The organism is Rhodococcus sp. PBTS 1, from assembly GCF_001620025.1.
GTDB classification, from domain to species: Bacteria; Actinomycetota; Actinomycetes; order Mycobacteriales; family Mycobacteriaceae; genus Rhodococcoides; species Rhodococcoides kroppenstedtii.
The window spans coordinates 3,778,331-3,799,652 of record NZ_CP015219.1; the positions used below are offsets into that span (position 1 = coordinate 3,778,331).

The following is a 21,322-nucleotide window of genomic DNA, read 5'->3' on the forward strand; positions in this document are numbered from 1 at the left end:
CGAAACGAGCACGAGATGTGACCGCGCGGTCAGGAGAAGAACAGTGCGTTCGCCGCCGACGCCGCGAGAACGAAACCGACGATCCCGACGACCCAGCCGACCACGGTGTCGGCCCGTGCCGAGAGGACGCGATCGATCCGGGTGAGCGGGCCGTCCAACCGCTGCCCGACGGCCAGCCGCGTACCCGTGATCGCCGCGGCCGGCGCGATCATGACCAGGCAATACGCCACCAGGGTCACCGCCGCCGTCGGCGCCGAGACCCCCGCGGACACCAGCAGCCCGATCGCGCCGAGATACGGCAGCATCGTCGCCAGCTCGGACAGACCGGCCACCAGCGCGAGCCCGACGACGCCGGCCCCCGACGTCGTCACCCGCTCGCGCCACCGCGCCACGTCGTTCGACCCGCGTCGCGAGTCGAACCGGAAGCTCCAGGCGAACAGGGCGAGACCCAGCACCAGCTGTGCCCCGCGGACGGCCGGGTGATCGACCCACCCGGACGCCACGGTCACCCCGAGCCGGGCCAGCGACCACAACGCCATGCCCACCACGGCGTAGAACGACGCCAGCACGGCCAAATACCCGGCGAGGCGTCCGACCCGCGGTCGGCCCGGCGCCAGCAGGAACCACAACGGCACCACGAGCGTCCCGAGGGACGTGCTGTCGACGAGCGCCAGACCGGCGAGCGCAGCCAGCAGGGTCGCGGTCATTCGACGCGCCGCCGATCACGGGACCACAGCGAGCCCACCAGGTCGACCACACCCACGGCGACGAGCACCACCCCGAGCGGCCCGCCGCGGAACCACAGGAACTCCGTGTCCCGAGCGAACACCCACAGGCAGACACCCACCACGATCAGCGCCGCCGAGCCGAGAACCTTCCACCACTGCGTCATGCCGGTCAGACTGCTGCGCCGAGCCTCCGTCGGCATCGGTCGTCGGAGTCACTCCGTGGTCATCCGAAGGAGTGACGACCACCGGCCGCGGGCGTGCTGTGATGGGCCGGTGAGCCCCCGACGGATCCCGCTCGACGTCGCCATCGCCGGCGGCCTCTTCGCGGTCGGGGCGGTCCTGTACCTCTCGGGGCTGTTCTCCCTCGGCACCGGCCGCGCCGACGTTCCGCTGGGCGTTCGCCTCTCGCTGCTCGCCGCCCTCTGCCTCGTCGGGTGCGCGCGTCGCACCCGACCGGGAACGGCCCTCGCCCTCGGAACCGTGCTCTTCGCCGTCGATCTCGTCCTCGGCCCGTCGGTTCCCGTGTGGATCGTCCTCGCCGACCTGCTCTACGCCGCCGTCCGACACGGGTCGCCGCGAGTGGGTCGAGCAGCCGGCTATGCGACCGGCATCGGCGTCGTCGTCCTGGCGGGCGTCGTGCTGGCGGTGGAGCACGACATCCGACCCGCCGCGGGCGCGCTCGTGGTGAGCGCCCTGTTCTTCGGGACTTCCCTCTGGTGGGGCCTGGCCATCAGGCGGCAGGTGGAACTGACCGGTATCGAACGCGAACGGGTGCGGGCCCACCGCATCCTGGCGGAGCGTGACCGCGAGGCCGCCGTCGCCGAGGAGCGCAACGCCATGGCCCGCGACCTGCACGACGTCATCGCCGGACATCTGTCGTCGATCGCCATCCACTCCACGGCGGCGCTGTCCCGCGACCTCGACCCGGCCGTACGGGAATCACTGATCGCGATCCGCACCGGCAGCACCGCCGCGCTGACCGAGATGCGCGCCATGATCGACGTCCTCCACGCCGACGCCGCCGACCCCGCCGTCGCCCCGCCCCGGTTGGCGGACCTGCACGTCGTCGTCGACGCCGCCCGTGCGACCGGCACCGACGTCTCGGTCGCCCTCGACGTCGGTGATCTGCCCACCGTCGTCGACCACGCGGCGTACCGGATCGCCCACGAAGCCGTCGTCAACGCGATGAAGCACTCGGCCCGTCGGCCCATCGACGTCACCGCGGACCGCACGGGCACCGAACTGCACCTGGTCGTCCGCAACGACGTCGGTGCGGAGTCCGGCGAGACCCGGCGGGTCGGCCGCGGGCTCGCGAACATGAGGCACCGCGCGCAACTGCTCGGCGGCGACTGCACCGCGGGTCCGTGCGGCGCGGACTGGGTGGTCCGAGCGCGCCTCCCGGTGGGGTCGGCCTCGTGATCACGGTGGTGCTGGCGGACGACCACGCCGCGATCCGCGCCGGCCTTCGCATGCTGCTGGGCGGGCACGACGACATCGACGTGGTCGCCGAAGCCGAGAACGGCGCGTCGGCCGTCACGGTGGCCCGGACGCATCGCCCCGACGTGGTGCTCATGGACATTCGGATGCCAGGGATGGACGGCATCGAGGCGACCCGGCACATCGTCGAGACGACGGCGAGTCGAGTCCTGGTACTCACCACGTTCGATGTCGACGACTACGTCTTCGCCGCCCTGCACGCCGGCGCCTCGGGGTTCCTGCTCAAGACGGCGTCGGCCGACGAGTTGGTCGGCGCCGTGCGCAGCGTCGCGGCCGGGGACGGCGCGCTCGGTCCCGGCGCCACGCGGGCGGTGATCGAACGGTTCGTCGCCAGTCCCCGTACGACGACAGCACCGGTCGGGTACGACGACCTCACGCCCCGCGAACGCGACGTGCTCCACCTGCTGGGCCGGGGACTGTCCAACCACGAATTGTCGACGTCGCTACAGGTCAGCGAGGCCACGGTGAAGACCCACGTGTCGCGCGTACTGGCCAAACTCGGACTGGAATCACGCGTGCAGGCCGCGATCGCCGCCGCCGAGGCCGGACTCTAGACCTCCTTGATCGGCGTCGCGCCGAGCTCGGTCTGCAGCAGTTCGAGGGCCACCTCGTCGGGATCGCGACGCGTCGCGGGATCGACCGGCTCCTTCGCCTGCTCCATCATCTCCTCCTGCTCCTCCGGACTTTCCGGAGGCGGAGGGCCGTCGTAGGAGTCGTACCCCGGATCCGGATAGTCCGGCTCCTCGGGGGGCGGCGGGATGTCGTCCGACCCGTCGCGGCCGTCCGGGGATCCGTTCGACTGCGTGGGCGGCGGCGTCGACCGGGACGGGCGCGAGAACCGAGGCGGCGCCGGACGCTCCTTCGGCGCCGCTGCGGGTGCCGCGGAGGGCGTGGGGGCGGCAGCAGCACCGCCCACCTCGCACTGCACCGTCCACTCGACCCCGAACACGTCACGCAACGCGTCGACGATGACCGCGGCGTTCCTCGGCTCGACCAACCGCTTCGCCAGCGGGGCGGAGTCGTGGGCGAGCACGAGGGTGCCGTCGGTGACCGCCCGGACGGTGGCGCCGGACAGCATCACCTCGACCGTCCGGCTTCGCTCCCGCACCTTGCTGCGGACCTCCGACCACACCGCGCGGATGTCGGCGGCGTCCGGGCCGGTCGCCGCAACGGGTTCCGGTTCCGGCTGGGGTTCCGGGGTGGGCTCGGGTGCGTACTCGGGGGCGGCATGAGGTTGCGGCTCGGGGGTGGGTTCCGGGGTCGGTTCCGGGCGCGGCGGTTCCTGCGCTGCGGGTTCGGGCGCCGCTGGTTCCGGCGCCGCGGGCTGCGGAGTGGGCTGCTCCCGGCGCGGAGGTTCCGGGGCAGGGTGTTCCTGGCGCGGGGGTGCCGGGGCGGGGGATGCCGGGGCAGGCGGCTGCTCGACCGGACGTTCCTGGCGCGGCGGCTCGGGGCGCTGCGGCTCCGGGCGCGCCGGTTCCGGGGCGGGTGGTGCGGCGGCGGCGCGCTCGGACGGTCGGACGAACCGCGGTGCGGCCTGCGTGTCCGCGGGGGCGGCAACGCGCGGGGTGTCGGCGCGCGGGGTCTCGGACCGCTCGGCGGCGACGCGACCCTGCCGGTGCTCGGCGTCCACCGCAGCCTGCTCACCGGCCGGAAGACTGACGTCGAGACGTCGTTCCAAGCGTTCGATGCGTTGCAGCACAGCGCTTTCCGCGTCCGACGCCGCCGGCAGCAGCATGCGTGCGCACATGACCTCGAGCAGCAACCTCGGCGCCGTGGCACCACGCATCTCGCCCAGCCCGGCGTGCACCGTCTCGGCGTAGCGCGCCAGGGTGGCCGGCCCGATGCGCTCGGCCTCGTCCCGCATCCGCTCGATCATGTCGGCGGGGGCGTCGACGAGACCGCGCTCCCCGGCGTCGGGCACCGCGCGCATGAGGATCAGATCCCGGAAGCGGTCGAGGAGGTCGACTGCGAAGCGGCGCGGATCGTGCCCCGCGTCCATGACCTTCTCCACCGTTCCGAACAGCGCAGCACCGTCCTGCGCGGCCAGGGCGTCGACCGCTTCGTCGATCAGCGCGACATCGGTGACCCCGAGCAACATAAGCGCGCGCGAGTACTGGACACCCTCGTCTCCCGCACCGGCGAGCAGCTGGTCGAGAACACTGAGCGTGTCACGCGGCGACCCCCCACCGGCCCGAATCACCAACGGATACACGGCATCCTGCACCGTCACGTTCTCTTCGGCGCAGATACGTTCCATCAACCCGCGCATCGCGACGGGCGGGAGCAACCGGAACGGGTAGTGGTGCGTCCGGCTGCGAATGGTCGGCAGCACCTTCTCCGGCTCCGTGGTGGCGAACACGAAGATCAGATGCTCCGGCGGCTCCTCGACGATCTTGAGCAGCGCGTTGAATCCGGCCGTGGTGACCATGTGCGCCTCGTCCACGATGAACACGCGGTAGCGCGACTCGGCCGGGGCGTAGAACGCCCGATCCCGAAGCTCTCGTGTGTCGTCGACACCGCCGTGGCTGGCGGCGTCGAGCTCGATCACATCGAGGTTGCCGGGACCACCGGGCGCCAGGGCCACGCACGAAGGGCAGACACCACACGGCGTCGACGTCGGGCCCTGGACGCAGTTGAGCGAGCGAGCCAGGATGCGCGCCGACGACGTCTTGCCGCACCCGCGCGGGCCGGAGAACAGGTAGGCGTGATTGATGCGGCCGGAATCCAGGGCGACGGACAGCGGCTCGGTGACGTGCTCCTGGCCCACCACTTCCGCGAACGACGCTGGACGGTACTTCCGGTACAAGGCCACGTCGAGGAGACTACCGACGTCCTCCGACAGTCGAGAATCTACGAGCCGGCGCTCTCCTTGGCCGCCTTCTTCGCGGCCTTCTTGAAGTCGCGGACCTGCCCGAGCGACTCCGCGTCGACCACGTCGGCGATCGACCGCCTCGACCCGTCCTCGCCGTAGGCACCGGCCGCCTCCCGCCACCCGGGCGGGTCCACACCCATCTGCTTGCCCAGCAACGCCAGGAAGATCCGGGCCTTCTGATCGCCGTATCCGGGCAGCGCCTTCAGTCGCTTCAGGACTTCCTTGCCGTTCGGCTCGCCGTCGGTCCAGATGGCGTCGGCGCGGCCGCCCCACTCGTCGACGATGTACGCGCACAGCGCCTGGATACGCTTGCCCATCGAACCGGGGAAACGATGCACCGCCGGCGTGGTGCTGCAGTACTCGAGGAACGTGTCCTCCGGCATTTCGGCGATGGTGTGCACGTCGAGCGACCCGATCCGATCCACCAGCTTCTTCGGCCCCGCGAACGCCGACTCCATCGGCACCTGCTGGTCGAGCAACATCCCGATGAGCAGGGCGAGCGGGTCGGAGGCGAGCAGTGCGTCGGCGTCCGGGTCGCCGACCAGATGGAGGGTCCTGGCCATGGGTCCAGTGTGGCACGGGGCAGTCGCGCGCTGGAGTCACCCAACTGCCAGGGCCGCGAGTACCCGTCGGGCGAGGCGACCGTCCGCGAGGTCCGCCCAGGTCCAACGGATCACTACGTATCCCGCGGCCCGGAGCGCGTCCTCGCGCAGCTTCTCGCGGACGACGGCATCACTGCCCTGGTCCCCGGCGTACTTGGTCAGGCCGTCGAACTCACCCACGACCCCGTCCCACAGGAAGTCGACGCGGTAGGTCTTCCCGTCGACCACGATCTCGACCTGCAGGTCTGGGGCCGGGACGTCGAATCTGTCGAAGTAGACGCGGCTGCGGGATTCTCCGACACTCTCGCTGCGGCCGTCGACGAACGCTGCCACGCGTCGCGCGCGAGCGATGCCCGCCCGCTGACCACTCCGTTCCACGGCGGCTGCGAGGTCGGAGTAGTGCAGCGAAGCCGCATCGCCGGCGCAGACTGCGGCCTCGAACGACTCGTAACACGCGAGGTCGACGACCGTTCTGGCGGGTGAGGTCACGCGGATACCTGCGTGCACCGTCGTGTCGTCTCCACCCAACTTGTGACAGTGAAGGTAACGATCCGGCCCGACACGTCCGCGCCGCCCGTTCGTCGCCGTCACGTGCACCTTGTCCGGCGGGCCTCCGAGAAGCGGCAAGCCCCACAACACCGCGGCCGACTCGTGACTCAGGACCAGGTCCGAACCGCCGGAGGTCACGACGGCTCGGGCGGTCAGCAGGTGCCGCATCTCCGGGGTCGCGTCGAGGAGTGCACTCCGCCCAACGAAGCACCCCCGGCGAACGGCAGCTATGGACCCGCTCCGCAGCGCCTGCCGGATCTCGGAATCGGAAACACCGCGCTTCGCCAACTGGCTGCGGGTGAGGAGTGGGTCGCCGGACACCCGCTCATCGTGGCCGAGATCGGCTCTCGACGGCCCGGGCTATCCACAGGCTCCGAACTTGCTCCGGTTCTTGCAACTTGCTCCTGCTGTAACCGAAGCAAGTTGCGGAAAGGGGAGCAAGTTCGGTCTGCCGTGGTCTCGGTTCGAACTTGCTCCGGTTCTTGCAACTTGCTCCTGCCGTAACCGAAGCAAGTTGCGGCAAGGGGAGCAAGTTGGGGCGCGCTGCGCAGCCCAGCAACCCCCGGAGCCCTACCCCCGCAACTTCTCCGTCGCGGCGAGCAGCACGCAGGTCGCCACCCCGTCCATGGCGGCGGCGAGCTCGTCGGTGGAGGGGAAGCTGGGGGCGAGGCGGATGTTCTTGTCCTCGGGATCCTGCTTGTACGGGAAGGCGGAGCCGGCGGCCGTGAGGGCGATGCCCGCGTCCTTGGCCAGGGCGATGGTGCGGGCGGCGGTGCCCTCGAGCACGTCGAGGCTGACGAAGTACCCGCCGGTGGGCTCGGTCCAGGATGCGACCTTCGACGCGCCCAGCCGGTCCTCGAGAATCTCCTGCACCAGCGCGAACTTCGGCGCGAGGATCTCCCGGTGCTTCGCCATGTGTGCCCGCACGCCGTCGGCGTCACCGAAGAAGCGCAGGTGGCGCAGCTGGTTGAGCTTGTCGGGCCCGATGCTCTTCTTGCCGAAGTGCGACAGGTACCAGTCGAGGTTCGCGGTGGAGGCACCCAGGAAGCTCACGCCGGCGCCGGCGAAGGTGACCTTGGACGTCGACGCGAAGACGTACGGGCGGTTGGGGTGACCGGCCTCGTCGGCCATGCCCAGCACGTCGTACGCCGGGGGGAAGGCCTCACCGAGCGGATGCACGGCGTAGGCGTTGTCCCAGAACAGCCGGAAGTCGGGGGCGGCTGCGGGCATCGTCGCGAGCGCTCGTACCACCTCGTCGGAGTACACGGCACCGGTGGGGTTGGCGTAGTTGGGCACGCACCACATGCCCTTGATCTGCGGATCGGCGGACAGCAGCCGCTCCACCTCGGCCACGTCGGGGCCGTCGGGGTTCATGCGCACCGGGATCATCTCGATGCCGACGCTCTCGGTGATCGCGAAGTGCCGGTCGTAGCCGGGACTGGGGCACAGGAAGCGCACGACGGGCTCCTGCGACCACGGCCGCACCGAGTCGACGGTCCCGTGCAGCAGCGCCCACACCACGAGGTCGTGCATGATCTCGAGGCTCGCGTTGTTGCCCGCCACCAGGTTGGCCACGGGGATCGACAGCAACTCACCGAAGATGGCCCGCAGCTCGGGCAGCCCCTGCAGTCCGCCGTAGTTGCGGCAGTCGGTTCCGGACCCGTCGCGGAAATCCGCCCCCGGGAGCGTGAGCAGCTCCGACGCGAGGTCCAGCTGCTCGGGCGACGGCTTACCGCGGGTGAGGTCGAGGGCGAGGCCACGGGCCTGCAGCGCGCGGTACGCCTCGGTCTGCTTCTCGTGCTCCGCAGCCAACTCGTCGGGGTTCATCAGTCCGAGTTGCGTCGTGGGCATGACGAGAGGGGCCTTTCGAGGGGCTGACCGCGCGGGAGAAATTAAGGGGACCCCGCGCACCCGGCAGAGCCCGTTGACCCTTGCTGCCTTCCGGCCCTGGGGGAGTTCACAGGATGCGCGCCGCGCGGGATCCGCCGACGAGTCTAGCCGTACTCCCGCCGCGGCACCGAACTCCCTGGTCGCGGGACCGATTCGCCCCGAACGGGGTGACGCCGGTATGGTGATCCACGGAGGATTCGCCTAGTGGCCTATGGCGCTCGCCTGGAACGCGGGTTGGGTTAACGCCCTCAGGGGTTCAAATCCCCTATCCTCCGCCACGTCGAGGCCCCGCACAGCACGTGCGGGGCCTCGCCGCATTACTGGTCCCGTTCCAGCACCCACGTCACCGGCGCAGGGTCGGCGTCGCTCACCACGACGGCCGCCCATGCCTCTGCGGTGGAGACGTCCTCGTGGACCGCGGTGGCCAGCACGTCGTCGGTGGCGGTGTCACGAACTCGATACATCGGCATGGCCGTCGAGTGCCCGGACCGACGCACCCGAAAACGACCGTCAGAACAGCGCTTCCTGCACCGCCGGCAGCACGGTCTCGTACTCACCGAATTCGATGCGGCGCCCCCGCAGCCGGGACAGGTCGGCCACGTAGACCGTGCCGGGATCGACGGCGACCTCCGCGCCCACCGCCGACCCGACGCCCCACCGCACGTCCAGTCCGTGCGAGCCGACGCCCGGATCGAGGGGGTACGACGTCCGTCGCCCGGCGAACACGTCGTCCCGCGTCGGTGCCTCCCACCGTTCGTCGACGACGGCGAAGGTGTCGTCGGCCACGTCGGAGGACGGATCGGCGGACAGCTCCCCCAGCACCTCCCGCGCGAACGACGCCGCGTCGGCGTTGGCGGCGTCGAGTGCCGCGAGAGCCGCGAGGTCCAGGGGCCGGGCGAGTCCGGCGACCTTGACCGACGCGCGGACGGCCTGTCGCAACCCGGCCGCGTCGGTGGTGGCGTCCTCGAGGATGCGCACCACGCGGCCGTCGACGGCGCGGGCGACGTACCGTCCGACCAGTGCGCCCTGCTCGAGAAGCCGGGCGCTCTTGCGGGGGTCCGCTGCGGTCCCCACCTTGGTCTCGCCGCCGGCGAACGTGGCCACGTACAGCCAGTGCGGTTGCAGCACAACGCGTTCGAGCGACTTCGACAGGAAGTTCTGCCGATGGACGATGTGGACGAAGCGGTAGGGGTCCGCGGCGGCGCAGTCGGCGCAGTGGACGCCCGACGACGCCCGGTTCCCGCGCGGACAGGCGCTCGCCCGTCCGTCCTCGTCTCGGCGCCCGGTGCACCACAGGATTCCGGCGTCGTCGACCGCGCGGTAGCGGAGCGAGCCGAGGATGTCGCGGGTGGTCGTCTCGCCCGTGGCGACGTTCGTGAGCGCGAGCCGCGGCCCCGGCCACTGCACTCCGCGAACGACGTGCCGATCCATGCGCGCCCTCTCCTGTCATGATGCGTCGATGCCGCTGCCGTCCCTCGTCCGCTCCGCCCGTCACCGCCTGACCACCCGGCACGGGGGAACGATGTCGCCGGAGCGGGCGTCGCGTCGACTGTCCGCCTACGTGTACGGCAACGTGCTGGTGCTGGCGGCGGTCGCGGCGGCTCCGCTGGGCTACGTCGAGGACGGTACGGCCGCCCTCCTGGTGCTGGGCACCGGGGTCTCGACGTTCCTCGCCCACATCTTCGCGGACACGGTTGCGGCGAGCGCGATCCGCGCCGAGCGCCGTCACGTCCTCGAGGAGCTGCGCGACTCCGTCCCCATCGCATCGTCCGCGGCGGTGCCTGCCGCCCTGCTGGCGGTGGCCACCACGGACCTGGTCTCCGCGGCACTCGCGCAGGCCCTGTCGGCAGGGCTGATCGCGCTGCGGGTGTCCGGTATCCCCGTCGTGGCGGCGCGGTTGCGCGGAAGCGCGGTGTCCTTCCGCGTCGTGGTCGCCGGCGTCGTCCTCGCGGTGGTGGCCGCCGTCGTCGTCGCCGTGAAGATCGTGCTGACGCACTGACCTGCGTCGATCTCGTCGTGTCCGTTCGTTCGCGTCGCAAACCCCTTGTGATCGATGACGCTCTCGCCCCCAGAATGTCGGACTTCTCGTGACGCCGGAATGCCGATCTCGCCGCGGCGCCGGGGCACACTGAGGACAGTTCGACGGAGGGACACTCATGGCGGCATTCGAGTCCGCACATCCGACGATGCACACGCTCGTCGTTCACGGTGACGCGCTGCGCTATCTCGACGTGGGCACCGGCCCCGTGGTGGTACTGATCCACGGCCTGCTCGGCAACCACCGCAACTGGGCACCCCAGGTGGAGACGCTGTCGCAGAACTACCGCGTGATCGCACCGGATCTTCTCGGCCACGGTGAATCGGACAAGCCTAGCGGTGACTACTCCCTCAGTGCGCACGCCGCGACCGTGCGTGATCTGCTGCGGTCCCTCGACATCGAGTCGGCCACCTTCGTCGGGCACTCGCTCGGCGGCGGTATCGCGATGCAGACGCTGTATCTGTTCCCCGAGCTGGTGGAGCGGATGGTTCTGGTGGCCAGCGGCGGCCTCGGTCCCGAAGTCAGCCCTTTGCTACGGGCGGCGACACTACCCGGCAGCGAGCTGGTGCTGCCGTTCATGGCCAACCGGGCGCTGCGCGGCATCACCGACCGAGCGCTGACCGGCCTCGACAAGCTGGGGTTGCCGCTGATGAGTCCCAGCGCCGCGGAGGCGTGGGACGCGTTCGGCAGCATCGAGGACCGCGGGACCCGCCGCGCCTTCCTCGCCACGGCTCGGTCCGTGATCGGCTTCCACGGTCAGACCATCAGCGCCACACCGCACTTCGCGAGCTTCCCGACCATCGACGCCATGCTGGTGTGGGGCGAGCGGGACACCATCATCCCGTTGTCCCACACCGACAACGCCCGCGCGGAACTCCCCACCGGCCGCGTCGAGATCTTCCCGCGCGCCGGGCACTTTCCGCATCTGGACTATCCGGACCGCTTCCACCGCGTGTTCGAGGAGTTCATGGCCGAGACGGCCGGCATGCCGCGTCCGGAACTGGTCGCGGCCGAGACCCACGGCTGACCGAACCACCCGAGACAGAACGAGGGCCACACCGAATTCCGGTGCGGCCCTTCGTCTCTGCTCGCCCTACTTCAGCCCGACCTTTGCCAACTCGGCCTCGGTGGCCAGGGTCTTGGCGTCGGCGACGTCGATGGACTCGAGCGCGATACCGCGCGTCTCCCGCGCCACGACGACCGCGACGAACGTGATGGCCGCCGACGCGAAGAGGTACCAGGCGATCGGCACCGACGAGCCGTAGACGTCGAGCAGCTTGACCGCGATGATCGGCGCGAGCGACCCGGCGACGATCGAGGTCACCTGATAGCCCAGGGACACACCGGAATAGCGCATCCGCGTCGGGAACATCTCGGACATGATCGCCGGCTGCGTCGCGTACATGAACGCGTGGAACACCAGGCCGATGATGATGGCCAGCATGATGACGACGTTGTGGCCGCTGTTCATCATCGGGAAGGCGAAGAAGCCCCACGACGCCGTGGTGACGGCACCGACGAGGTACACCGGACGACGTCCGACCGTGTCCGCGAGCCGGCCGACCATCGGGATGACGGCGAAGTGGACCGCGTGCGCGGCGAGCATCCACCACAGGATGGTGCTGGTGTCCGTTCCCACCTCGACCTTGAGGTAGGTGATGGAGAAGGTGACCACCAGGTAGTACATGACGTTCTCGCCGAAGCGCAGGCCCATCGCGGTGAAGACGCCGCGCGGGTATCGCTTGACCACCTCGAACACGCCGTAGGACGCGGCCTTGATGATCTCGGTCTGCTTCTGGGCCTCGAGGAAGATCGGGGCGTCGGTGACCTTGGTGCGGATGTAGTAGCCGACGAACACGATCACGGCCGACAGCCAGAAGGCGATGCGCCAACCCCAGGACAGGAAGTCGTCCTCCGGCAGCGTGGTGGTGAGGATCAGCAGCACAATCGTCGCGAGGAGGTTGCCGCCGGGAACGCCGGCCTGCGGCCAGCTGGCCCAGAAGCCACGACGCGCGTTCGGGCTGTGCTCGGCGACGAGCAGCACGGCACCGCCCCACTCACCGCCGACCGCGAAGCCCTGGATGAACCGCAGCGCGACCAGCAACGCCGGGGCCCAGTAGCCGATCTGGTCGAACGTCGGCAGGCAGCCCATGAGGAACGTCGCGCTGCCCACCAGGACCAGTGAGAACTGCAGCAGCTTCTTACGGCCGTACTTGTCGCCGAAGTGGCCGAAGACGATGCCACCGAGCGGGCGGGCGACGAAGCCGACGGCGTAGGTGACGAACGCGGCCAGGATGGCGTCGAGCTCACTGGTGCCCTCGGCGAACATGATCTTGCTGAAAACCAGCGTCGCCGCCGTGCCGTACAGGAAGAACTCGTACCACTCGACCACGGTGCCCGCCATGGATGCGGCGACCACCTTCTTCAGACCCGACGGTTCCTCGTCGCGGTCGACCCTGTCGGTCACCGACATGTCCCACTCCTCGCCTGATCGACCCCGTGACCGGGATTCGCTGTAGCCCGACTCCTGTGACCAGGAGCACATGTGCCGAGTATCGACGTTCGTGCGTCCGCACCACAATGGACGCTCCCGCACGACGAGCCTGCAAAGATGCACACATGTTCCCGATCGGTCGGTCGCTCCCCAGCGCCGACGACCTGCTCGTGCTGCTGGCCGTCGGCCGCAGCGGACGGTTCACGACGGCGGCGGACACCCTGGGCGTCAACCACACCACCGTCTCCCGCCGGATCGCGTCGCTCGAACGCGCGCTCGGAGGTCGGGTGCTGGTCAAGACGTCCGGCGGATGGGAACTGACCGCCCTCGGACGGCGAGCGCTCGACGCCGCGGAACACGTCGACGGCGTCGTACGCGGATTGGTCGACCCCGACGGTGCTCCGCTGGGCGGCGTCGTGCGCATCTCGGCGACGGACGGCTTCAGCGCGTACATCGCCGCGCCCGCCGCGGTGGAGGTACGACGACGGCACCCGGCCGTCTCGGTCGAACTCATCGCGGCCACCCGACGGGCGTCGGAGGCGCGGTCGGGCATGGACATCGAGGTCGTCGTCGGGCAACCGCGCGTCCACCGGGCGGAAGCCATCCGGGTGGCCGACTACTGCCTCGGCCTCTACGCGACGCGCGAGTACCTCGCCCGCCACGGCACACCGGCCAACCGGACCGAACTCGAGACGCATCCCCTGGTCTACTTCGTCGACTCGATGTTGCGGGTCGACGATCTCGACCTGGCCCACACCGGCGCCGGAACCGGCGTCCGGCTCCCCGCGATGGCGGGGTCCGTCAGCTCCACCAACGTCTTCGTCCACATCGAGGCCACCCGCGCCCACGCGGGCATCGGCCTGCTCCCCTGTTTCATGGCGGACCGGCACGACGACCTGATCCGCGTCCTCCCCGACGAGGTCACCGTCACCCTCGCGTACTGGCTGGTGGCGCGGACCGACACGTTGCGACGCCCGGAAGTGGCCGCCGTCGTCGACGCGATCCGGGCGCAGGCACGCTCGCGCACCGCCGAGCTGCTCGGCCGCGCCGGGGCGGCGCGGTGAATGGTGCGGGCCGGTTCGCACCGAGCCCGTCGGGCGATCTGCACGTCGGCAACCTGCGCACCGCGGTGTTGGCGTGGTTGTCCGCGCGGCGGAGCGACCGGGCGTTCCTCATCAGGATCGAGGATCTCGATCGGGTGCGGGAGGGGTCGGCGGACCGTCAGCTGGCCGATCTCGCCGCGCTCGGTCTCGTCGCCGACCAGCCGGTCCTGACCCAGTCGTCGCGCCGGGCGGCGTACGACGGCGCGATCGCGACCCTGCGCGCGGCCGGCCGGGTGTACGAGTGCTTCTGCACGCGTCGCGAGATCCAGCAGGCGGCCTCGGCTCCGCACGCGCCCCAGGGCGCGTACCCCGGCACCTGCCGGAACCTGACGGACGCGGAGCGGGACGAGCGACGACGCGCGGGTCGACGCGCGGCGCTGCGACTGCGGGCCGACGTCGCCACCGCGACGGTGCACGACGTCCTGCTCGGCCCGTACACCGGCGTCGTCGACGACCTGGTCCTGCGTCGCACGGACGGCGTGCCGGCCTACAACCTGGCCGTCGTCGTCGACGACGCGTTCCAGGGCGTCGACCAGGTCGTGCGCGGCGACGACCTGCTCCCGTCGTCACCGCGTCAGGCGTATCTCGCGGGCCTGCTGGGCGTGCCTGTCCCGGAGTACGTCCACGTCCCCCTCGCGCTCGGGCCGACCGGCGCACGCCTGGCCAAACGGGACGGCGCCGTCACGCTGCGTGACCGGCTGGACGCGGGCGCGACGGCGGGCGACGTCCTGGCCGAGATCGCCCGCTCGATCGGCGTGGACGAGTCGACGTCGTCGTGTTCGATCGAGGACGTCGCCGACGCATGGTCGCCGAGCCGACTGCCGCGCGAGCCGTGGTACGTGCTCGGTCACTGTTGACGTCGTGCTCGACTGAGTCACCGCACTACTTTTCGAGCTGTTCGGACGTACAGTGTGCGCGTCAGAACTCGACGATCGACCCGGACGAGAAGGACACCATGACCTCAGACGGTTTCGACCCGAGCAAGGATCCCCAGAACCCCGGCGGCTATCCGCCGCCGTATGAGGGCTCGTACCCGCCGCCGCAGAGCAGCTACCCACCCCCACAGGGCAACTACCCACCGCCGGGAAATTATCCGCCGCCTCAGGGCAATTACTCACCGCCGGGAAACTACCCACCGGCACAGGGCAACTACCCCACTCCTCCACCGGCATTCGATTCCTCCTTCGCGCGAGGCCCTCAGCTGACGGTGGGAGGCGCCATCTCCTACGGGTGGCACAAGTTCTCGCAGAACGCACTGACCTGGGTCCTACTGCTTCTCGCCATCGCGGTCGTTCAGAGCGTCCTGAACGTCACCCTGCGCTCGGATCGACTCGTTCTGAGCTTCGTGTTCACGGTGATCGTGACCGTTATCGGTTATCTGATGCAGGCAGCCTTGACTCGCGGCGCCCTGCACGAACTCGACGGCAACAAGCCCACCTTCAGCGCCTTCTTCCAGTTCTCGAACGTGGGCGCAATCATCCTCGCGGGACTGCTGGTCGGGGTTCTGTCGACGCTGGGATTCTTTCTCCTCATCATTCCCGGAATCGTGGTCGTTTTCTTCACCTGGTGGACCTTCGACTTCGTGATCGACAAGCCCCAGGACCCGGTGACCGCCGTTCAGTCCAGCTGCAAAGCCATCGCATCGAACGTCGGCACCATCTTCTTGCTGGCCCTGGCACTCGTCGGACTCAACATCGTCGGCGCTCTGCTGCTGCTCGTCGGGTTGCTGGTCACCGTGCCGGTCAGCATCCTGGCTTCGACCTACGCGTATCGCGTCACGGTCGGCGGCCGCGTGTCCTGATCCCCACCGCACGACCGCTCGACGGGCGCGAATCCCCTTCCGGGATTCGCGCCCGTCGTCGTCTCGGTGCTTGGATCGACCGGTGACTGCTACCAACACCACCGACACCGACGGTGACACCAAGTCTGGGCAGGTCGCGTTCGCCCATGTCAGCCGCGGGTACTACCCGACGATCGTCGCGCTCTTCGTCGCGACGCTGCTGATCTCGAACGTGGCCGCCAGCAAGGGTGTGGCCTTCTTCGGCACGTCCGAGCTCGCGCTCGGCCCCCTCCAGATCCTGCCCATCAACACCGACGGCGCGTTCTTCCTCTTCCCCCTCGCCTACATCCTGGGCGACGTGCTGTCCGAGGTGTACGGCCTGAAGGCCGCGCGCCGCGCCATCTACCTCGGCTTCGGCTCCCTGCTGCTGATGTCCGTTTGCTTCTGGGTGGCCATCGAGCTGCCCGCAGCCTCCTTCTACGAGAACCAAGCAGCCCTCGAGACCGTGGTCGGCGTCGTGCCGCGCCTGGTTCTCGCCGGGCTCGCCGGCTTCGTCGTCGGCCAACTGCTCAACGCCGTCGTGCTGGTGAAGATCAAGGAACGCACCAAGGAGAAGCACCTCTGGGCGCGCCTGATCGGGTCCACCGTGGTGGGCGAATTCTTCGACACCCTGATCTTCTGCGCCATCGCCGCCGGCGTCATCGGCATCTCCACGTGGGCGGACTTCGTCAACTACGTCGTGGTCGGATTCCTGTGGAAGACGCTCGTCGAGGTGATCGTCCTGCCCATCACCTACGCCGTGATCGGCTACATCAAGAAGCGCGAACCGACGTACGCCTGACGGCCCGTGCGCCTTTTGCGCATCCAGGGATGCGCAAAAGGCGCACGGACGCTAGTAGAACCGGCCGAGAGTCTCGGCCTTGAACTCGTCGAACCGACCGTCGTGGATCGACGCCCGGATGTCGTCGACCAGGCGCACCGTGAACCGTTCGTTGTGGATCGTCGCGAGCGTGGAGGCCAGCATCTCCTTGGCCTTGAACAGGTGGTGCAGATACGCCCGCGTGTAGTGCGCGCAGGTGTAGCAGTCGCAGTCCCCATCGAGCGGCGTGAAGTCCCGGCGGAAACGCGCGGTGTTGACGTTGTACCGCCCGTCGCGGGTATAGATGGCCGCGTTGCGGGCCACCCGGGAGGGATTCACGCAGTCGAACGTGTCCGCCCCGTTCTCGATGGCGACGAAGAAGTCGTCCGGCTCGCTGATCCCGAGCATGTGGCGCGGCTTGTGTTCGGGCAGTTCCTCGCTCACCCACCGGACGATCGTGCCGAGATTCTGCTTCTCGAGCGCCCCGCCGATGCCGTAGCCGTCGAATCCGCGTCCCGACTCGCCGACGATCGACTCGAGTCCGCGCGCGGCCTGGCGGCGAAGATCCTCGTACTGCGCGCCCTGGACCACCCCGAACAGGGCTTGGTAGGGCTTGTCCGCTCGCTCGCGGGTCAGACGCTCGTGCGCGGCGATGCAGCGCACCGCCCAGGCCTGCGTCCGGTCCAGCGAGAGTTCCTGGTACGCACGGGTGTTCATCAGCGTGGTCAGCTCGTCGAACGCGAACATGATGTCCGCACCGAGCTGGTGCTGGATCTGCATCGACACCTCGGGGGTGAAACGATGACGCGATCCGTCCAGGTGGGACTTGAACGTCACGCCGTCGTCGTCGACCCGAGCGAGTCGCTCCTTGCCCTCGGCGATCACGTCGTCGGACTGCACGCGCGAAGCGTCCATCGAGATGACCTTCTTGAACCCCACGCCGAGGGACATCACCTGGAAGCCGCCGCTGTCGGTGAACGTCGGTCCGTCCCAGTTCATGAACGCACCCAGGCCGCCCGCCTCGTCCACGATGTCCGGCCCCGGCTGCAGATACAGGTGATAGGCGTTGGCCAACAACGCCTGGGCGCCCAGTTCCTTCATCGTTTCCGGCAGAACGGCTTTCACCGTCGCCTTCGTGCCGACGGCGATGAACGCGGGGGTCTCGATCGTGCCGTGCGGCGTGCGCAGCGTGCCCGTGCGACCCAGCTGCCCGTCCAGTCGGGTTCCGACGGTGAAGAAATCGTCCTGCGGTGCGCTCACGATCCCATCGAACCAGACGCCACCTGCTGCTCCTGCAGGCCCGACGCGGACAGCCGGTGGTAGGCGCCGCGAGCGGCGAGCAGTTCCTCGTGCGTGCCCTGCTCGACGATGGACCCGTTCTCCATGACGAGGATCAGATCCGCGTCCCGAATGGTCGAGAGCCGGTGCGCGATCACGAAACTCGTCCGATCGCTGCGCAGCGCCGCTGTGGCCTTCTGCACGAGCAGTTCGGTCCGCGTGTCCACGGAGCTGGTGGCCTCGTCGAGAATCAGCACCGAGGGGTCGGCCAGGAATGCCCTCGCGATGGTGATGAGCTGCTTCTCGCCGGCGCTGACGTTGCCGCCCTCCTCGTCGATGACGGTCTCGTACCCGTCGGGCAAGGAGTGGACGAAGCGGTCCACGTAGCTGATGCGAGCGGCCTCCATGACCTGCTCGTCCGTAGCGTCGACGTTGCCGTAACGGATGTTCTCCCGGATGGTCCCGCCGAACAACCAGGTGTCCTGGAGGACCATGCCCGTGCGAGATCGCAGCTGGGCTCGGGTCATGTCGCGAATGTCGACACCGTCGAGGGTGATGGAGCCGGAATCGACGTCGTAGAACCGCATCACGAGGTTGACCAGGGTGGTCTTGCCGGCGCCGGTCGGGCCGACGATGGCAACCATACGGCCGGGTTCGGCAACGAACGAGAGGTTCTCGATCAGCGGCCGCTCGGCGTCGTAACGGAAGGACACGTCCCGGAACTCGACCCGTCCGCCGCCGGCCGAGCCCCGGGCGTCCGCCGGGTCGACCTCCTCTTCCTCGGCGTCGAGGATCTCGAAGATGCGCTCGGCGGAGGCGACGCCGGACTGCAGCAGGTTCACCATCGACCCGATCTGCGTCAGGGGCTGGGTGAACTGCCGGGAGTACTGGATGAACGCCTGCACCTCACCGAGACTCAGACTGCCCGACGCCACCCGCAGACCACCGACGACGGCGATGGCCACGTAGTTGAGATTCCCCAGGAACATGATGGCGGGCATGATGATTCCGGAGATGAACTGGGCGCGGAAGCTGGCGCGGAACAGACCCTCGTTGCTCTCGTGGAACACCCGGGCGGTCTCGTCCTGTCGGCCGTAGGCCTTCACCAGTTCGTGTCCGGTGTAGGCCTCCTCGACCTGGGCGTTCAGCGAGCCCGTCTGCGTCCACTGAGCCACGAAATGGGGCTGCGACCGCTTGGCGATCACCGCGGTCACCAGCACCGACACCGGCACCGTCAGCAGGGCGACGAGAGCGAGCAGCGGCGAGATCCACAGCATCATCCCGAGGATGCCGACCACGCTGATGACCGAGATCACCAGTTGGCTCAGCGTCTGCTGCAGGCTCTGCGAGACGTTGTCGATGTCGTTGGTGACCCGCGAGAGCACGTCGCCACGCTTGGTGGAATCGAAGTAGCGCAACGGAAGTCGGTGGATCTTGGCCTCGACCTCGGTGCGAAGCCGCTTGATCACGCGTTGCAGGGCGATGTTGAGCAGGTAGCCCTGGAACCACTGCAGCACCGCGGACGCGACGTACAACGCAAGGACGATCAGCAGGACTCGGCCCACCGCGTCGAAGTCGACTCCCCGGCCGGGCACCAGGTCCATCGCCGAGATCATGTCGGCACGCGAGGAATCCCCCTGCGCCCGAAGCCCCTCGACCACCTGCTCCTTGCTCAGCGACGGATCGAGCGATCGCCCGACGATGCCGTCGAAGATCAGGTCGGTGGCCCGGCCCAGCACGCTGGGCGCGACGACAGTGAGCACCACACTGGCCAAGGCGAAGAACAGGATCACCGCGAGGACGGCGCGCTCCGGTGCCAGGCGCCCGGCCAGCCGTTTCACCGACGGTCCGAACGTCATCGCCTTCGTGCCCGGCGCCCCGGGCCCGGCGGGGCGTGTCACGACACACCCGCCGCGCTGCGCTGCGAATCGACGATCTCCGCGTAGGTGGGACAGGTCTCGAGCAGCTCCTCGTGCGTGCCGGTCCCGACCATGCGTCCGTCGTCGAGCACGACGATCCGGTCGGCGTCGCGCACGGTCGAGATCCGTTGCGCCACCACCAGAACGCACGACCGACGGGTGATCGGGGCCAACGCCGCCCGCAGGCGAGCGTCGGTGGTGAGGTCCAAGGCGGAGAACGCGTCGTCGAACACGTAGACGGCGGGCCGGCGAATGACCGCGCGGGCGATGGCGAGCCGCTGACGCTGGCCGCCCGACACCGTGGTTCCCCCTTGGGCGATCGCGGTGTCGAGTCCGTCGGGCATGGCCCTGACGAAGTCGGCCGCCTGAGCGACCTCGAGCGCCTCCCACATCTCGGCCTCCGTCGCGTCCTGTTTGCCGTACCGCAGGTTCGACGCCACCGTGCCCGAGAACAGGTACGGACGCTGCGGCACCACGCCGATCTCGGCCCGCAGCACCGCGGGGTCGAGATCGCGGACGTCGGTTCCGCCGACGCGCACGACGCCCGTCGTCGCGTCGATCAGGCGGGGCACCAGGTTGATCAGGGTCGACTTGCCGGACCCGGTGCTGCCCACGATCGCCGTCGTCGTACCGGGGTCGGCGCGGAACGACACGTCGCACAGGACGGGCGATTCCGCTGCGGGGTAGGCGAATCCCGCACCGACGAACTCGACGGTGGAGGGCGAGGTGGCGAACGGCTGCGGGTTCGACGTCGGCACGACCGACGACGACGTCGCGAGCACCTCGGAGATGCGCTCGGCACAGACGCCGGCGCGCGGGATCATCATCGCGATGAACGACGCCATGATGACCGACATCAGAATCTGCATCATGTAGCTGAGCAGTGCCGTGAGCGACCCGATCTGCATCCGGCCGTCGTCCACCGCGTGCCCGCCGAACCAGATGACCGCCACGCTGGTGACGTTCGAGATGAGCATGACGACGGGGAACATCAGGGCCATCAACCGACCGACCTGCAGGGCGGTCGCGGTGAGGGCGGTGTTCGCCTCGTCGAATCGCCGGATCTCGTACGGCTCCCGCACGAAGGCGCGAACCACGCGGATACCCGTGATCTGTTCGCGCAGAATGCGGTTGACGGAGTCGATGCGCTTCTGCATGACCTTGAACGCGGGAATCATGCGCGCCACGACGATGCCCATCGCGATGGCCAACGCGGGCACGGCGACGCCGAGCAGCCAGGAGAGCCCGAGATCCTCGCGCAGCGCCATGACGATGCCGCCCACGCACATGATCGGGGCCATCACCAAGATGGTGCAGCCGGCGAGCACCAGCATCTGGACCTGCTGCACGTCGTTGGTGTTGCGGGTGATGAGCGACGGCGCCCCGAACGTACCGACCTCCCGCGCGGAGAACGTGCCCACCCGATCGAGCAGCGCACCGCGCAGATCCCGCCCCACTGCCATCGCCGCCTGCGCCCCGCAGTACACGCCGCCGATCGAGCAGGCGATCTGCACGGCGGAGACCGCGAGCATGATCGACCCGGTCGACAGGATGTAGCCCGTGTCGCCGAGCGTCACACCGTTGTCGATGATGTCGGCGTTCAGGCGCGGCAGGTACAGCGAGGCGGCGGTGGCGACGAACTGCAGGACCACCACGCCGAGCAACAGCCGTCGGTACGGCGCGAGGTAGCGACGGAGCAGCGGGATCAGCACG

Annotated in this window: 20 protein-coding genes, 1 tRNA gene and 1 other RNA gene; 9 read left to right on the plus strand and 13 right to left on the minus strand. The window is 69.3% G+C overall.

Features of this window, described 5'->3' with window-relative positions; genetic code table 11:
* Positions 1-29: 29 nt before the first annotated feature.
* Positions 30-707, minus strand: coding sequence for a GAP family protein (locus A3Q40_RS17350; RefSeq protein ID WP_068104110.1), 678 nt, complete (start codon positions 705-707; stop codon positions 30-32).
* Positions 704-892, minus strand: coding sequence for a hypothetical protein (locus A3Q40_RS17355; RefSeq protein ID WP_068363951.1), 189 nt, complete (start codon positions 890-892; stop codon positions 704-706). The genes A3Q40_RS17350 and A3Q40_RS17355 overlap by 4 nt, the downstream gene beginning before the upstream one ends.
* A gap of 109 nt (positions 893-1,001) precedes the next feature.
* Here A3Q40_RS17355 and A3Q40_RS17360 point away from each other — a divergent pair, with 109 nt between their 5' ends.
* Both A3Q40_RS17360 and A3Q40_RS17365 read left to right on the plus strand, forming a co-directional pair.
* Complete coding sequence (locus A3Q40_RS17360; protein WP_068104114.1) at positions 1,002-2,147, plus strand: sensor histidine kinase; 1,146 nt, start codon at positions 1,002-1,004, stop codon at positions 2,145-2,147.
* On the plus strand, positions 2,144-2,779 hold the full coding sequence (locus A3Q40_RS17365) for a response regulator (protein ID WP_068106522.1): 636 nt from the start codon (positions 2,144-2,146) through the stop codon (positions 2,777-2,779). Before A3Q40_RS17360 ends, A3Q40_RS17365 begins: the two co-directional genes overlap by 4 nt.
* Here the strand turns inward: A3Q40_RS17365 and A3Q40_RS17370 are convergent.
* The 5 genes from A3Q40_RS17370 to ffs form a co-directional block, all read right to left on the minus strand.
* Positions 2,776-5,037 (minus strand): DNA polymerase III subunits gamma/tau, encoded by a 2,262-nt coding sequence (locus A3Q40_RS17370; RefSeq protein WP_068104116.1) that lies wholly within the window; start codon positions 5,035-5,037, stop codon positions 2,776-2,778. The two genes, A3Q40_RS17365 and A3Q40_RS17370, sit on opposite strands and share 4 nt — an antisense overlap.
* A gap of 38 nt (positions 5,038-5,075) precedes the next feature.
* Positions 5,076-5,660: an HhH-GPD-type base excision DNA repair protein gene (locus A3Q40_RS17375; protein ID WP_068104118.1), complete on the minus strand. Its 585-nt coding sequence runs from the start codon at positions 5,658-5,660 to the stop codon at positions 5,076-5,078.
* A 36-nt stretch (positions 5,661-5,696) separates the two neighbouring features.
* Positions 5,697-6,188, minus strand: a complete 492-nt coding sequence (locus A3Q40_RS17380) for a hypothetical protein (protein ID WP_157889668.1) — start codon at positions 6,186-6,188, stop codon at positions 5,697-5,699.
* A gap of 630 nt (positions 6,189-6,818) precedes the next feature.
* On the minus strand, positions 6,819-8,099 hold the full coding sequence (locus A3Q40_RS17385) for an aminotransferase class I/II-fold pyridoxal phosphate-dependent enzyme (RefSeq protein ID WP_068104121.1): 1,281 nt from the start codon (positions 8,097-8,099) through the stop codon (positions 6,819-6,821).
* Between the two features lie 41 nt (positions 8,100-8,140).
* Positions 8,141-8,235: signal recognition particle sRNA small type (gene ffs / locus A3Q40_RS17390), an RNA gene on the minus strand.
* Between the two features lie 93 nt (positions 8,236-8,328).
* On the opposite strand from ffs, the gene A3Q40_RS17395 reads away from it, so the two are divergent.
* Positions 8,329-8,416 (plus strand) — tRNA-Ser (locus tag A3Q40_RS17395).
* Between the two features lie 39 nt (positions 8,417-8,455).
* Here the strand turns inward: A3Q40_RS17395 and A3Q40_RS20470 are convergent.
* Both A3Q40_RS20470 and A3Q40_RS17400 read right to left on the minus strand, forming a co-directional pair.
* A complete protein-coding gene (locus A3Q40_RS20470; RefSeq protein ID WP_156511634.1) occupies positions 8,456-8,602 on the minus strand; it encodes a hypothetical protein in 147 nt (48 codons plus the stop codon).
* 46 nt (positions 8,603-8,648) lie between these two features.
* Positions 8,649-9,569 (minus strand): DUF2797 domain-containing protein, encoded by a 921-nt coding sequence (locus A3Q40_RS17400; RefSeq protein ID WP_068104123.1) that lies wholly within the window; start codon positions 9,567-9,569, stop codon positions 8,649-8,651.
* 28 nt (positions 9,570-9,597) lie between these two features.
* On the opposite strand from A3Q40_RS17400, the gene A3Q40_RS17405 reads away from it, so the two are divergent.
* Positions 9,598-10,137: a hypothetical protein gene (locus A3Q40_RS17405; protein ID WP_068104124.1), complete on the plus strand. Its 540-nt coding sequence runs from the start codon at positions 9,598-9,600 to the stop codon at positions 10,135-10,137.
* A 157-nt stretch (positions 10,138-10,294) separates the two neighbouring features.
* On the plus strand, positions 10,295-11,203 hold the full coding sequence (locus tag A3Q40_RS17410) for an alpha/beta fold hydrolase (RefSeq protein WP_235606349.1): 909 nt from the start codon (positions 10,295-10,297) through the stop codon (positions 11,201-11,203).
* 66 nt (positions 11,204-11,269) lie between these two features.
* Here the strand turns inward: A3Q40_RS17410 and A3Q40_RS17415 are convergent, their stop codons facing one another.
* Positions 11,270-12,649: an MFS transporter gene (locus tag A3Q40_RS17415; RefSeq protein WP_068104126.1), complete on the minus strand. Its 1,380-nt coding sequence runs from the start codon at positions 12,647-12,649 to the stop codon at positions 11,270-11,272.
* A gap of 146 nt (positions 12,650-12,795) precedes the next feature.
* Between A3Q40_RS17415 and A3Q40_RS20650 the strand changes: the two genes are divergently transcribed.
* From A3Q40_RS20650 to A3Q40_RS17435, 4 genes are all read left to right on the plus strand, one after another.
* Entirely contained in the window at positions 12,796-13,734 is a 939-nt protein-coding gene (locus A3Q40_RS20650; protein WP_068104128.1) for a LysR family transcriptional regulator, read from the plus strand.
* Positions 13,731-14,630, plus strand: a complete 900-nt coding sequence (gene gluQRS, locus A3Q40_RS20655) for a tRNA glutamyl-Q(34) synthetase GluQRS (protein WP_068104130.1) — start codon at positions 13,731-13,733, stop codon at positions 14,628-14,630. Before A3Q40_RS20650 ends, gluQRS begins: the two co-directional genes overlap by 4 nt.
* Positions 14,631-14,728: 98 nt before the next feature.
* Entirely contained in the window at positions 14,729-15,574 is an 846-nt protein-coding gene (locus A3Q40_RS17430) for a hypothetical protein (RefSeq protein WP_068104132.1), read from the plus strand.
* 82 nt (positions 15,575-15,656) lie between these two features.
* Entirely contained in the window at positions 15,657-16,394 is a 738-nt protein-coding gene (locus A3Q40_RS17435) for a queuosine precursor transporter (RefSeq protein ID WP_068104134.1), read from the plus strand.
* A 51-nt stretch (positions 16,395-16,445) separates the two neighbouring features.
* Here the strand turns inward: A3Q40_RS17435 and tgt are convergent, their stop codons facing one another.
* Genes tgt through A3Q40_RS17450 form a run of 3 tightly spaced genes read right to left on the minus strand, consistent with a single transcriptional unit; the run spans position 16,446 to position 21,321 of the window.
* Positions 16,446-17,672: a tRNA guanosine(34) transglycosylase Tgt gene (gene tgt / locus A3Q40_RS17440; protein ID WP_068104136.1), complete on the minus strand. Its 1,227-nt coding sequence runs from the start codon at positions 17,670-17,672 to the stop codon at positions 16,446-16,448.
* Positions 17,669-19,549, minus strand: coding sequence for an ABC transporter ATP-binding protein (locus tag A3Q40_RS17445; RefSeq protein WP_082834193.1), 1,881 nt, complete (start codon positions 19,547-19,549; stop codon positions 17,669-17,671). The genes tgt and A3Q40_RS17445 overlap by 4 nt, the downstream gene beginning before the upstream one ends.
* 38 nt (positions 19,550-19,587) lie before the next feature.
* Positions 19,588-21,321, minus strand: coding sequence for an ABC transporter ATP-binding protein (locus A3Q40_RS17450; RefSeq protein WP_068104142.1), 1,734 nt, complete (start codon positions 21,319-21,321; stop codon positions 19,588-19,590).
* Position 21,322: the final 1 nt, after the last annotated feature.

Excerpts from the sequence above, each read along its gene's own strand:
- A3Q40_RS17400 (WP_068104123.1), bottom strand. The coding sequence starts at position 9,569 with ATGGATCGGCACGTCGTTCGCGGAGTGCAGTGGCCGGGGCCGCGGCTC.
- A3Q40_RS17430 (WP_068104132.1), top strand. The coding sequence starts at position 14,729 with ATGACCTCAGACGGTTTCGACCCGAGCAAGGATCCCCAGAACCCCGGC.
- A3Q40_RS17350 (WP_068104110.1), bottom strand. The coding sequence starts at position 707 with ATGACCGCGACCCTGCTGGCTGCGCTCGCCGGTCTGGCGCTCGTCGAC.
- A3Q40_RS20470 (WP_156511634.1), bottom strand. The coding sequence starts at position 8,602 with ATGTATCGAGTTCGTGACACCGCCACCGACGACGTGCTGGCCACCGCG.
- A3Q40_RS17410 (WP_235606349.1), top strand. The coding sequence starts at position 10,295 with ATGGCGGCATTCGAGTCCGCACATCCGACGATGCACACGCTCGTCGTT.
- A3Q40_RS20650 (WP_068104128.1), top strand. The coding sequence starts at position 12,796 with ATGTTCCCGATCGGTCGGTCGCTCCCCAGCGCCGACGACCTGCTCGTG.
- A3Q40_RS17445 (WP_082834193.1), bottom strand. The coding sequence starts at position 19,549 with ATGACGTTCGGACCGTCGGTGAAACGGCTGGCCGGGCGCCTGGCACCG.
- A3Q40_RS17385 (WP_068104121.1), bottom strand. The coding sequence starts at position 8,099 with ATGCCCACGACGCAACTCGGACTGATGAACCCCGACGAGTTGGCTGCG.
- A3Q40_RS17405 (WP_068104124.1), top strand. The coding sequence starts at position 9,598 with ATGCCGCTGCCGTCCCTCGTCCGCTCCGCCCGTCACCGCCTGACCACC.
- A3Q40_RS17415 (WP_068104126.1), bottom strand. The coding sequence starts at position 12,649 with ATGTCGGTGACCGACAGGGTCGACCGCGACGAGGAACCGTCGGGTCTG.
- A3Q40_RS17355 (WP_068363951.1), bottom strand. The coding sequence starts at position 892 with ATGACGCAGTGGTGGAAGGTTCTCGGCTCGGCGGCGCTGATCGTGGTG.
- A3Q40_RS17375 (WP_068104118.1), bottom strand. The coding sequence starts at position 5,660 with ATGGCCAGGACCCTCCATCTGGTCGGCGACCCGGACGCCGACGCACTG.